This is a genomic window from Gottfriedia acidiceleris, from assembly GCF_004138285.1.
GTDB lineage: Bacteria > Bacillota > Bacilli > Bacillales > Bacillaceae_G > Gottfriedia > Gottfriedia acidiceleris_A.
Genome location: NZ_SCFN01000019.1, coordinates 22388 through 35825, shown reverse-complemented (window position 1 = coordinate 35825; position 13438 = coordinate 22388). Strand labels below are relative to the sequence as shown.

13 protein-coding genes are annotated in these 13438 nt (G+C 32.3%); 1 reads left to right on the top strand and 12 read right to left on the bottom strand.

Annotated features, from left to right (window positions below; translation table 11 throughout):
* Positions 1–361: 361 nt before the first annotated feature.
* The 5 genes from EP747_RS19825 to EP747_RS19805 all read right to left on the bottom strand — a co-directional run bounded on the left by EP747_RS19825 (position 362) and on the right by EP747_RS19805 (position 5634).
* Complete coding sequence (locus tag EP747_RS19825; RefSeq protein ID WP_056472195.1) at positions 362–550, bottom strand: hypothetical protein; 189 nt, start codon at positions 548–550, stop codon at positions 362–364.
* A gap of 171 nt (positions 551–721) precedes the next feature.
* Positions 722–1573, bottom strand: coding sequence for an EcsC family protein (locus EP747_RS19820; RefSeq protein ID WP_129691801.1), 852 nt, complete (start codon positions 1571–1573; stop codon positions 722–724).
* 105 nt (positions 1574–1678) lie between these two features.
* Complete coding sequence (locus EP747_RS19815; protein ID WP_129691800.1) at positions 1679–2869, bottom strand: acetate kinase; 1191 nt, start codon at positions 2867–2869, stop codon at positions 1679–1681.
* 90 nt (positions 2870–2959) lie between these two features.
* The gene (locus EP747_RS19810; RefSeq protein ID WP_129691799.1) at positions 2960–3952 is read right to left on the bottom strand and encodes a class I SAM-dependent methyltransferase; all 993 of its coding nucleotides are present in this window, start codon (positions 3950–3952) and stop codon (positions 2960–2962) included.
* A 641-nt stretch (positions 3953–4593) separates the two neighbouring features.
* Positions 4594–5634: a phosphatidylglycerol lysyltransferase domain-containing protein gene (locus EP747_RS19805; RefSeq protein WP_129691798.1), complete on the bottom strand. Its 1041-nt coding sequence runs from the start codon at positions 5632–5634 to the stop codon at positions 4594–4596.
* A 165-nt stretch (positions 5635–5799) separates the two neighbouring features.
* Here EP747_RS19805 and proC point away from each other — a divergent pair, with 165 nt between their 5' ends.
* Positions 5800–6606: a pyrroline-5-carboxylate reductase gene (gene proC / locus EP747_RS19800; protein WP_129691797.1), complete on the top strand. Its 807-nt coding sequence runs from the start codon at positions 5800–5802 to the stop codon at positions 6604–6606.
* Between the two features lie 141 nt (positions 6607–6747).
* Here the strand turns inward: proC and tpx are convergent, their stop codons facing one another.
* The 7 genes from tpx to EP747_RS19765 all read right to left on the bottom strand — a co-directional run bounded on the left by tpx (position 6748) and on the right by EP747_RS19765 (position 13390).
* Positions 6748–7248, bottom strand: coding sequence for a thiol peroxidase (gene tpx, locus EP747_RS19795; protein ID WP_129691796.1), 501 nt, complete (start codon positions 7246–7248; stop codon positions 6748–6750).
* A gap of 91 nt (positions 7249–7339) precedes the next feature.
* Positions 7340–7783, bottom strand: a complete 444-nt coding sequence (gene ytfJ, locus EP747_RS19790; RefSeq protein ID WP_129691795.1) for a GerW family sporulation protein — start codon at positions 7781–7783, stop codon at positions 7340–7342.
* 12 nt (positions 7784–7795) lie between these two features.
* Complete coding sequence (locus EP747_RS19785; RefSeq protein WP_129691794.1) at positions 7796–8425, bottom strand: DUF2953 domain-containing protein; 630 nt, start codon at positions 8423–8425, stop codon at positions 7796–7798.
* A gap of 209 nt (positions 8426–8634) precedes the next feature.
* Positions 8635–10209, bottom strand: a complete 1575-nt coding sequence (locus EP747_RS19780) for an amidohydrolase (RefSeq protein WP_165347171.1) — start codon at positions 10207–10209, stop codon at positions 8635–8637.
* A gap of 111 nt (positions 10210–10320) precedes the next feature.
* Entirely contained in the window at positions 10321–11895 is a 1575-nt protein-coding gene (mbcS, locus tag EP747_RS19775; protein WP_129691792.1) for an acyl-CoA synthetase MbcS, read from the bottom strand.
* 277 nt (positions 11896–12172) lie between these two features.
* Positions 12173–13045 carry an aldose 1-epimerase family protein gene (locus tag EP747_RS19770; protein WP_129691791.1) on the bottom strand — a complete coding sequence of 291 codons (873 nt, stop codon included), beginning with the start codon at positions 13043–13045 and terminating at the stop codon, positions 12173–12175.
* Positions 13046–13183: 138 nt separating this feature from the next.
* Complete coding sequence (locus EP747_RS19765; protein ID WP_129691790.1) at positions 13184–13390, bottom strand: alpha/beta-type small acid-soluble spore protein; 207 nt, start codon at positions 13388–13390, stop codon at positions 13184–13186.
* Positions 13391–13438 lie beyond the last annotated feature (48 nt).

The following is a 13438-nucleotide window of genomic DNA, read 5'->3' as shown; positions in this document are numbered from 1 at the left end:
ATCAAGTTTCTTTATAAAAAAATAATAATCTTAAAAACAATAGACTAGTCAATTGAAATAATGAATTATCCTTTACTAATCAAATTGTAACTTATGATGACGACTTACACATCTTTACAAAATATTGATCGTCAAAAAAGAAAATATTTTAATTTTTGAAAGTAAGTTAAAACATATATATATCAACCAATATCATTTCTTTATCAATAAGATAACAGATAAAACAATAATAAATATTTTATTTTTTCATAGAAATTCATTTAATGTTAGTATTTTTCAATATTGACTACAATATATTTCAACACTCTGAAGAAGCTAACAATAAATTTGTTAGCTTTTTTTGGTACCGCTATGATTATGCTTATTCATTTTCGCGTTTTTGAATTTGTAAAAGCGTGTCTCCGATTGTTTTCAGTTCCTCTTTAAGTCGGATGGTTTCATTGGCAACTTTTTCGGATGATGCTTCTTTAATTTGCTTGTTTAGTTGGTCAATCACTTTTCGTAACTTCCCGACGGATTGTTCCAGTTGAAAACTTGATGTAGGCTTCATAATTGTCTCCTTGAATGGTTTTCTTTTAGCATACCACATACTCGTTTACAACCAAACGGGTATTCAATGAGCTAAGAGTAAATTGCCCAATGGAGATTAAGGGTATTTCGGTTTTCACTCATTCTACACTCAAAATCTTACAGTTAATTGTTAGCTTCTATAATTGATTTTTTAATCTTTTGGTTCCTGGTTAACCCGTTCTGATAATATACGATATTGATAAAATTTCTTTGTATATTCTAATACGTTTTTTGTAAAAGATTCATTCCATTTTGCCCCAACAGTAACTCCTAATAATGGAATACCACCTAATACCTTCTTCCGCAATAAATGGATCATTAATAACTTGCACATTTGTAATATGACCGTGTAATAAACCCCTTCTTCCTTAAATTCATTTTCCCAGGTTGCAAATACGTCAGAATCATCATGCTTTAAAATATCTTTCATTAGATTACTCCAAACAACATATTTTTCAGTTGATGGGAGGATTGCACCTTGTAATACTTTTAAGCTGCATTCCATCTCTTTTGGAATACTTACATCATATCCATAACAAAGGGCTATTTCTTGTACCGTTTTAAGATTAATAAATATTAATGCCGGTAAATCACCAAATAAAGCAAGCTTTGAACTAGTTCCACTTATTCCACCTTGAACACTTGAGATAATTAATGCTTTCGATATTTCTTGCTCAGCTAAGAAATTCAATTGTCTTAATGGTAACTTTCTTAAATCGCTTATTATCTTAATATCACTTCTTAAAATTTGTGCTCGATTAAGAATATCTAATTTCTTTTCTTGAAACTGTTTTGTTGTTTGTATTAAAGATTGAGTGTGGAAAAAAGCAGTTGAAAAAAATTCATTAAAAGTATTCGAATAGCCCTGAGGTATTTTTTTGAGGAGAAAATTAGAAGCATTTTGATACATCAGTTCTAATTTATTTAAATTTTGCTGTTGTTGTTTCTTTTCAATCAAATCGTTAAGTTCAAGCCATAGATTATACTCTTTCATTTGATCCATACTATCACCTCGAATATAAAAAAACGTAGAGCCAAAAAGTGATCTCAATTTAAGAATATGAGGTCATCTATTTTTGTATGCTCTACGTTTATGTTTACTAATAGATTATTTCATTCCAACTCGTACTACATCTCTTGCGATTACAACTTCTTCGTTAGTAGGAATAACGATTACTTTAACTGGAGAGTGATCAAAGCTAATGAAGGCTTCTTTTCCTCTAAAGTTATTTTTACTTGGGTCAAAATAAACACCCATAAATTCAAGACCTTCTAAAACGGCTTGACGAATTTCTGGACCATTTTCACCAATACCAGCAGTGAAAATAATCGCATCTACGCCCTTCATACGAGCAGCGTAAGAACCTAAATATTTGTGGATACGGTTTATGAATACACTTTGAGCAATCTTCGCACGTTTATTGCCTTCTTCAGCTGCACTCTCAATATCACGTAAGTCACTTGAGAATCCAGAGATTCCAAGCATACCGCTTTCTTTATTTAAAACATCAAGTACTTCCTCAGCTGTTTTACCCGTTTTTTCCATAATAAATGGTATTAAAGCTGGGTCTAAGTTACCTGAGCGAGTTCCCATTGTTACACCTGCAAGTGGAGTGAATCCCATTGAAGTATCAATTGATTTTCCACCATCAACGGCAGCAATACTTGCACCATTTCCTAAGTGACATGAAATAAGTCTTAATTCTTCAAGCGGTTTGCCAATTAATTCAGCAGCTCTTTCAGTTACATACTTATGTGATGTACCGTGGAATCCATATTTACGAATACCAAATTGTTTATAGTACTCATAAGGTAAGCTATATAAGTAAGACTCTTCAGGCATTGTTTGATGGAATGCAGTATCAAATACAGCTACTGCAGGAACATTTGGTAATAATTCTTTAAATGCACGAATACCAACTAGGTTAGCTGGGTTATGAAGTGGTGCTAAATCTGAAAGTTGATCAATTTGCTGTTCAACTTCTTCAGTAATTAAAGCAGAATCTGTAAATAGTTCTCCACCGTGAACTACACGATGTCCAACTCCATGAATTTCATCGAATGAAGAAATAATTCCTAAACCTGTTAGCTTTTCAAGAAGCATTTTTACTGCAACAGAATGATCAGCAATATCAGTTACTTCTTTAACTTTTTCCCCGTTTACAGAAATTACAAAAACACTATCTTTTAAACCGATACGTTCTACTAAACCAATTGTAAGTACTTTTTCGCTAGGCATTTCAATTAATTGAAATTTTAATGACGATGAACCTGCATTAATAGCAAGAATATTTGCCATGTTTTTACATCTCCTTTAAACATGAAACTGTTATATTTTTTTAGCTGAAATTATTATAACACAAATTAGTTTACGTGTTTAAAAGTTCAATTATTGTAAATTTTCTTTAAACCATTCGTTCATTTGAAGCATAATATCTTCAACTGCTTTCATATTCGATAACTTAGGGAAATCAACTAATAAAGCCTGTTTTGGCTTCTTCATATTTTCTGCATTTTTGCGGATTATTAATATACTTTTTTGATGTCTTTCGTCCTTAAAGGCAGATACTGGCAACTGTATCAATCCTTGAATAACACCTGTTTCATTAATATAACTCTGTAATTGTGCAGATTGCTCTGAAGTAAATAAGTGATTTGGAACTAGCGAGATGAAAAATCCTCCAGATTTTAAGTAGTTCATACTTTGCTCAATAAATAAATGATGAGCATAAGACATGCCTTCTTTTGCTTTTAAAGTATACTCTTTGGCACGTTCAGCATTTGGATAAAAACCAATTGGTAGATCACAAACAACAAGATCAACAGGATCTACAAATAAAGACGCTAAACTGTCTTGATTAAATAGTTCAATTTCATGTCCTAGTAAGTTGCCAATAACAAATGCGATTCTAACAAGAATGTCGTCTACATCTATTCCAACAGAATCAGTAAATTTATCCTTTGAAGAATTTAAAATTGTTAATAAAAGATTTCCAGTACCAATTGCTGGATCTAAAATAGTTAAATTTTGTTTTCCCTCAGTAAGCTTTCCAACTAAATAAGTAATAATAAAAGCAATACCATCTGGAGTCATTTCATGGTTTGTTTGTACCCCTTGCTTCATACCTTTTAATATTGCTAATTGAAATGCTCTACGAATACTCTCATTATCTTTTGAAGCCGATGTAAATTGATGAATTGTATTCATAAGCTTGTCTTTTTGTGAACCATTAATTTCTTCTTGCAAAACTTCCCCTTCAAAGAAATTTTCACCCGTTTCAATTAATGCCTCTAAATAAGAAATTTCTAAATTATCTTTTAAACATTCTGTCGATTCATCTATGTAATTAAATAAAAATTCCACTGAATTCTCTTTTACCATATTTCATTCCTCACTTTCATAATAGAACAGTCATTGTGTTTCATTATACGTTTGGCTTCTAAACGTGTCCACTTTAATAAATTTCTTCTATTAGAAAGTATTTGGTTTTTTTAATCAATTTTAATCCAGTACTGTTAATTTAATTTTAATTGATGAATGTTTACTTTTATTTAATACATTTTGAACTTTTTATGTAGTTTTTAATTTCTTTTTAATTTTCAGGACATTTTAAATAAACACAAACAAAGACCTCTTTAATAGAGGTCTTCATGCTGTTGAAAAAATAATTTATCAATTAAATAAGTAATGTCTTATTGATTTCCACTACAGGGTGCTCGCTTTCCATGGGGCGAGACCTGAGCCTCCTCGGCGTTGCCTGTGGGGTCTCAGCCTTCCCGCTTCTCCCATAGGAGTCGAGCACCCTTTCGTTCCAATCATTTTCTTCAAAAATAAGTTTAATCTAAAGATATCATCTTAACTTTATCAAATAGATACTAAATCAATAGGATTCCAACAAAAACTTCATTGTTTTTTTAATATGTTCTCAAGTAATTTGTTTTTATATAAAATACAAGTTAAAACAAATTAGAAAATTTTTTCTTCCGAAAATTAGAAAGCCCTCTTATATAGAGGTCTTCAATTTAACTAATTTTCACTTTCTTTTCTAACGGCTTCTTAAATCGAGTAATATAGTTCAAAGATTTTGTTCCATGAACTAGGCGATATAAGCTTGTGATAACCGATAGTAATGTATATGGTTTGTATGCTAAGTACTTTGATTCCCATTTATTCGCAAATTTGCTTTTAAAAGTTAATAATCCTTTGAAGTTATAAATTGAGTTACCATATTTAAAGATTATCTTTGCAGATTTTTCAATGATTGTTGATTTTGAATCTAGGCCGACATTTGCTAAAGGCGCCATTCCAAGGCTGCAGCTTTTAAATCCATTTTCTTTAGCCCAAAACATAATTGAAACAAAAAGCATATCCATCGTTCCATATGGTAATTCTTTTAAATATCTCATTAAATCGATTGTTATATTTTCACCTTGAATCGGTAATGTTGCAAAAGCAATAACTTGACCATTTTTATCCCTTAAGATCCCTATCGGAAAATTTGAAACATAATCAAAATGAAATGAACCAACTGAAAAAGATAACTCTTTCCTTCCGTTTAACCATACATCCGAAACATCTTTTAGCTCTTGAAGTAGACCTATAGAATGTCCAGGCATAGATACTTCAAATTGATATCCTTGTCGAATGAATTTATTCCTTTTTGTTCTTAGTTTTGCTCCTTTTTTACCTGCAATTTCGAAATTTTCTAGTTCAACTATTGCTTCTTCGCCTAATTTTAACAATCGATAGCCAGCTTTTTCATACAACATTTTTGAGTTTTCATCTATTTGATAAAAGCACGGAATACATTTTATACTCCTTGAATAATTTTCAAACTCCTTTATTTTTTCAAAAGAAATCTCACCAATTGGATCACATAGAACAACTAATTTATTCCTTTGTTTACGGTAAACAAATGCAGATTTTTGATCTTCTGAAAGAAATACTTTTTTATCTCCAAGTAATCCTAAATGTGTTAATGAAGTTCCACCATATGTTTGAATAAGTTGTTGTATAATCTCAATTGTCGTTTTATGATTTGATTCTTTTAAAATTTGTTTCATAATACCCCCAAAATAAAGAGTCAATTTTCTTTACAATTTCTATTTTACAAAAAATAATTCCTTGTGGATATCCATACATTATATTTTTTTAATAATGTATTATTTGGTAATATTTAACCCCTCCTGTATAATTCAATTTATTAAATATAATGGATGTGAGAACGAATGAACAAAAAGATTGGTTTTATTGGTTGCGGTAAAATGGCCCAGGCTATGATTGGTGGGTTAATTGATTCGAATGTAATTGAAAAAAATCAAATTTATGTAAGTGCAAGGTCTAATGAAACACTTGTAAAAGTGAGAGATTTATATAATGTTCAAACATTAAATAGTAATATCGATTTAGCAAGGCAGGTTGATTATTTGTTTTTGGCAGTTAAACCTGATTTATATCCAACTATTATTGAAGAAATTAAAGAAGTTGTTTCAAGTAAAACTGTGATCATTACGATTGCCGCTGGAATTACTTTAGAAGGTGTTGAGAAATCATTCGGTAAAGAGGTTAAAATCGTTAGAACGATGCCAAATACTCCTTCGTTAGTTAGAGAAGGCATGAGTGCACTTTGTCATAATCAAATTGTTACCAATGAAGAGTTAAGTGAAGTAATGGAAATTTTCAATAGCTTCGGAAAATGCGAATTAGTAAATGAAAAATTAATGGATGCGATTCCTGCAGTTAGTGGATCTTCTCCAGCTTATGTATACTTAATGATCGAAGCTCTAGCAGACGGAGCTGTATTACAAGGTATAAAGCGTGACCAAGCATATAAGTTAGCTGCCCAAGCAGTTTTAGGTGCAGCAAAGATGGTACTTGAAACTGAATTACATCCTGGAGAATTAAAGGACCAAGTTTGCACACCAGGGGGTGCAACAATAGAAGCGATTGCCGAATTAGAAAAACAAGGCTTCCGCTCATCTATTATTTCGGCTATGGAACGTTGTACTGAGAAATCAGTATCTTTAGGTAAATGATCTTGGCAACAGTCTGATACTCAAGTTTTTTGTAATTTTATACACCCTGGGGCATTCATATTTGTGAATGTCTTTTTTAATGCAAAAAAAACTGCCGAGTTTTACTCGACAGCCTTTTACCTCTTAATAGAGTTATTGTTATTATTTTGCAGCTTTTACAGCTTCGATTGCTGCTTCATAGTTTGGATGAGTTGTACCTTCAGCTACATACTCAACGTAAGTAACAACGTCATTTGAATCTACTACGAATACTGCACGTGCTAATAAACGTAATTCTTGCATTAAAACACCAAATGCTTCACCAAAAGATGCATCACGGTGATCAGAGTATGTATGTACATTTTCTAAACCACTTGCTGCACACCATCTTTTTTGTGCGAATGGTAAGTCCATTGAAATTGTTAAAACTTCAACGTTTTCTACGTTTGATAATTCTTCGTTAAAACGACGAGTTTGTGCATCACAAACTCCAGTGTCTACAGAAGGTACTGCGCTAATTAAGCGTACTTTACCAGCTGAAGCCTCTAAAGTTACAGGGCTTAAATCATTTGCTAATACAGTAAAGCTTGGAGCTTTTTCTCCTACTTTTACTTCTTGTCCAATAAGAGTTACTGGATTGTTTTTAAATGTTACAGATGCCATGATATTTCCTCCCAAAATTACAAAATGTTCACAACATTTATCTTACTGGAAGGAAACCTTGAATGCAATTAACTTTACTTAAATTTTATATTTAATCTAAATCTGAATCAAAATCTTCCTCGTGTTTATCTGAATCATCTTTTTTCTTCATATATTTTTTTACTTTCTCTAACGCTTGTGGCGTTAAATCCATTAGCTTTTCAATTAAATGTGTATTTTGATCTAGGTGAAGTAGTTTAACACCATCTTTACCAACAATTAAAAATGCAATCGGAGTAATTGATGCACCTCCACCTGTACCTCCTCCAAATGGATGTGGACTTCTTACTTCTGCTTCTTTAACACCATCTACTAAATGGTAATTTCGAAATTCACTTCCACCAGCTGCAAAGCCAACCCCTACTTTTGATACAGTTAAGATTAAACTTCCATCTGGTGTTGAAATTGGATCACCAATAATTGTATTAACATTAATCATTGCTGATAAATTTTCCATTGCCGCGTGCATTAAGTCTCCAATAGGATGTTGACTCATTGTTAATCACCTCTAATTAGTTTCGATTGGATGTGTTGCTTTAAAGTCTTTTCTAGTTTTCAAATATGCTTTAAGTAATAATAATCCCGCAAAGACTGCCTTTCGTACCGAAAATGAAAACCGTATCTTACCAGTAGTTTCCATTACGGATGTATAATAGTTCGGCGTAATATCTATAGTTGGCGGATGATGTAATATCGTAAATTTCTTTAATAAGTTTTCAAAAATTCCGATCGCACTGTATGCTGTTCCAATAGATATCCCTGTTAAAGCAGAATTTCCGACACCGAAATGAATATGATAAGTTAAATTGTAAATTTGTACAGTGTTTAAAAATTTTGTAATGATAGTATGTCCGTTGGAGTATAAATTTATGAAAAAATCAATTTGTTGTAGGACAGACAAATCCCTTTTTTTCTCTAAATCTGATACGTCCTCTTTTACCTCTTTCGGTCTCTTTAAAGGAATCGTAAAGGCGAAATGAAATAAGTTATTCAAGATAGACAGTTTAATATTCATAAATCGTTCTTCATTTGTATAAACGGATAATATATTGACTTTCATATTTATAAAAAGTACGAATATGATTAACAGTAAAACTACGATTGCAATAAAAATTAGAATAGAGTATATGTAAAGCAAGAAACCACCCTTTTTTGTATCAGTATGGGCAAACCAACTTCTGGATAAACAAAAAGAATGGTAAAATTACATACCATTCTTTTCAAGTAGTGAAATATAAGATAACCATATTGAATACTACAAATACTTTTTGAACTTCGTTAATAAATTTAAATTTTTTTGTGATAACAATCATCTTCTAGGACAACCCTGCTTGTCCTTTCCTTAACTTAACCATGTCTTTTATAGACAATATTTCCTCTGCAAATAGTTTCACTACATTTTACATGCAGTAAATCATCTTTTTCTAACTCAAATGGATTTTCATCAAATAAAATAAAGTCAGCAGAATACCCTTCTTTTATGAGACCTCTATAGTCTTCTTGGCGAAACGAAGCCGCACTATCAATCGTATAAAGTTTAATTGCCTCATATAGGCTAATTGCTTCCTCGATATTATATGCTATCTGGTCCTTTGCTTTTCGAGTAACCGCTGTATATATACCTTGCCACGGATTAATTGTGTCAATCGGTGTATCTGAACCATTTGCTATAGCGATTGATTCATTTAACAGTGATTTAATTAAATATGCATATTCATTTCGGCTTTGACCAATACGATCAACTAGCCACGGATAATCGGCATATATAAATGAGGTTTGCACATCTACAACGATGTTTAATTCTTTCATTTCCTCAACTAATTTTGGAGATAAAAGTGCACAATGTATAAATCGATCTGGTAGCTGAGTCTGATTAGGATATTTTTTAACAACATCAATGGCTTGCTTTACGGCTAGATCTCCAATCATATGAAATGCTATTGGCAGTCCATTTTCACGCGCTTTTTTCGTAATTACTTCTAATTTTTCTGGAGAAGTCACTTGTAATCCTGTTATGCTTTGATCGTCGTCATAGGGATTTTCTAATAGTGCAGTGCGACCACCAAATGAACCATCAATAAATGCTTTTACGCCTCCAAATGATACATTCTTATTACCTTTATGTAATCTTCCTTTGACTTCATCCAAAGTCGTATGATGAATTAAAACATGAGTATGAAATGGTACTTCATTTAACAATTGCTCATATAAATCGATCACTAGATTTGCGTTACCATAATAGGATAAATCCTCTGTTACCGCTCCAACAATACCGTATTGGTAACAATCTTTAATAGCGGAAATGATTGCTTTTGACAAATACAGATCGTCAGGTGCCGGCATCGCTTTAATGATTAAATTGACAGCTTCATCATACAATAATCCGTTTAAACGACCATCCTCAAAGCAGCCAATTTGTCCTCCTTCGATTTGCATATGTTCATTTATTGTTGCATGACTAAGTGCAATAGAATTTACAAAGTAGACATGTCTACAAGTTCTTTTTAATACAAGTGGATTTGTGCTTGTTAAACTATTTAAATCGTCAATGCAGAATACTGCTTTTGATGCCCATTCGTTTTCATTCCATCCTTCACCAACAATCCACTCATTTGGGTGCGCGTCTTTTACAACTTTTTTCATTCGATCAAGCATCTCGTCATATGATTGACACTTTGACAAATCTACACGATTCATCGCTTCACCATGACCAATTAAATGTAAATGACTATCAATAAAACCTGGAAAACCGATTTTTCCGTTACAATTAATTTTCTCAAATTGTTCACCTTCTAAAAAAGAAAGTAAAGCTTCATATGTTCCTGTTTTTAAAATTTGTTCACCTTCAGTAATGATTGAGTCTACCGTTTCCCCTTCACTTTCCATCGTATAAAATAAACCATTATGCCAAAGCTTCTTCATTTCATTCCACCATCCGTTCATTAAATAAAAGCTATTTCGTTTATTATTTTGTAAGATAATTGTCCTAAAATCAAAAAAAGAGGGAATTTTCCCTCATTTTAACATAAGTATTTAATTCGATTCACGTAATTGTTCCATCGCACGTAATTCTACTCGGCGAATTTTACCAGAAGTTGTTTTTGGTAGCTCTTGGACAAATTCAATTTTACGTGGATATTTATATGGAGCAGTAATTTTTTTCACGTGTTCCTGTAGTTCAGTTACCAAGTCTTCTTGATTTGAAGCATTTTCAGTTAAAACTACAAATGCTTTAACTACATTACCACGTAATGGATCTGGACTAGCTACAACGGCACATTCTTTTACAAGCTTATGTTGTACTAATGCATCTTCTATTTCAAAAGGACCAATTGTATAACCAGAACTAATAATAATGTCGTCACTACGTCCATCAAACCAATAGTAGCCATCTTCATCTTTCTTAGCTCGGTCTCCCGTTAAATAATAATCACCTTTTCTTTGTGCTTTTGTACGTTCCATATCATTATAATAATGTTTAAATAATGCTGGAGAGCTTAAATGTACTGCAATATGCCCCACTTCATTAACCCCTATTGGATTTCCTTCATCATCCACGATTTCAACTAAGTTTCCTGGCGTTGGGATACCCATTGAACCTACTTTTGCTTTAATATCCTTCATCGTTCCGATTAATAATGTATTTTCAGTTTGTCCATAACCATCTCTTACATCAACATTGAAATGCTTTTTGAATGTACGGATTACTTCTTGATTTAAAGGCTCTCCTGCTGATACAGCACTTCTTAATGTTGGTAATTGATATTGATCTAGATTTTCAACCTTTGCCATAAATCGGTATTCGGTTGGCGTACTACAAAATACTGTTATATTTTGCTCCTTTAGCAATGTTAGGAAAGTACCTGCATCAAATTTCCCTTCATAAAAGAACCCTGTTGCCCCGCTGCCTAATGTCGCTAAAAATGGACTCCATATCCACTTTTGCCATCCTGGCCCTGCTGTCGCCCATACAGTATCATCTTCAGTCACATCTAGCCAATTCGAAGCAACTGTACGAATATGAGCATACCCCCAACTGTGAGTGTGTACAACACCTTTAGGATTGCCAGTCGTTCCTGACGTATATGAAATAAACGCTAAGTCATCACTTTTTGTTTCCACAGTTAATACATGTGCTCCACTAATTGCTTGGTCATTCAATGAAGTCCACACGGTTTGTTGATTATGAATGGTAAATAATTTATATTTTCCAGTTTTAGCAATATCGCTAAAAGTACCTATATATTCATCATGCGATACAATCGCTTTTACTTCACTATGTTCAAGACGGTATTGTATATCCTTAACTGTTAACATTTCAGATCCTGGGATTACAACACATCCAATTTTTAAAATAGCTAAATAAACTACATAAGTCTCAATACATCTTGGCATCATGACAAAAAGTTTGTCCCCTTTTTCGATGCCACAATTTTTAAAAGTAAAAGCATATTGGTGAACTTTATTATAAAGCTCCTTATATGTTAACTGATGGGATTCTCCATTTAGGTCAACCCACTTTAACGCCACTTTATCAGTTGAAGCAAATTTTTCAATTTCCCAAACGAGATTATATACTTTTGGAGCGATTAGACTTGTACTGTTCATCTTAGTTAGTCCCCCTTTTGATCATTACTAAAATTATATTTTGAATTTTGCAAAATAGAATAATAATGGTTTCGTTAATTGTATAGTCAATTCCTGCTATATTTCGACTATTTTTCAGAAAATTTAAACAAAAACTCACTAAAAAAAATAAACTACCTAAAAAAGATAGTTTATTTCATGGAAAAAAGAGAAGTAGAGTGAACTTGATTTCCATTACAGGATGCTTGCTTTCAAAAAAGCGAGCCCTAAACTCCTCATCAAGTACCTTTCCTGTATATCAATCACTTTCAACTGTAATACTATATGTACAAGTAAATGTTTCATTTGGATTTAGCATTTGAATGCCAAGTCTATTTTTCATTTCTTTTACTGGGCCAATTTCATCTGCAATTCCATACCATGGCTCAATACATAGAAAAGGTGCTGTTTGTGTAGTCCATATTCCAACGTATGGAAACCCTTCGAAATGAACTTTGATTAGATTACTATGATTTTTCGAACGAATTGTCAGCACGTTTTTATTAAGTTTTTCAAAAATTAATGCATCATCCTTAAACAGTTCTCGAGTTAATGGTAAGTGCTTTATATTTTGACCGATTAGTTCTCTTTTACCACTTCTATATGGACCTTCTAATTTAATTGTTTCTAATCTTTCTTCCTCTTCAAACTGTATGTAATAATCCTCAAAAGTTTCATCTTCCTTCAGAGGTATGTTAAACGCTGGATGAGCCCCTATTGAAAATGGCATTGGTTTCTGATCATTATTCGTTACAACATATTTAATAAAAACAGTATTGTTCTTAATCTTATAATTAATATTTAATGAAAATTGAAATGGATATTTTAAAAGCGTTTGTTCACTACTGATTAACTCATAGTTGATATAGTCTTCTTTAGTTTCAGTTAATTGGAAATCCATATCTCTTGCAAAACCATGTTGAGAAAGCTCATAGACTTTATTATCCACTTTATATTGATTATCAATTAATTTACCTACATTCGGAAATAAAACAGGTGCATGTCTCCCCCAATAAGTTGGATCGGCATTCCATAAATAATTTAAATTATCTTTTTTTGTATAGATCCCCGTCAACTCTGCCCCCTGTGATTTAGTTGTAATTTTAATAAATTCATTTTCAATATATGACATGAACAGGTCTCTCCTTTAATTTTCCCTCTATTATAACAAAGTTAATCTAAATTATTAAATCAACCGAAGAATAGGCAGAGCAAATAGAAAAGAGGTAGGTTTTACCCTACCCCTTAATCCATAATTATTTAAAATTCATTATCTTGAATATCCACCAAGGCTTTGTTCAGCCATTTGTACTAAACGCTTTGTGATTTCACCACCAACAGAACCATTCGCACGAGAAGTAGAATCTGGGCCAAGGTTTACACCAAACTCTGTAGCAATTTCATACTTCATTGCGTCGATAGCTGCTTGAGCGCCAGGTGCTACTAAATTATTACTTGAATCATTTCTATTTGACATGTGTTGTCACCTCCTTGTGAGTATAGAGTGTGATAAAACACATATCTT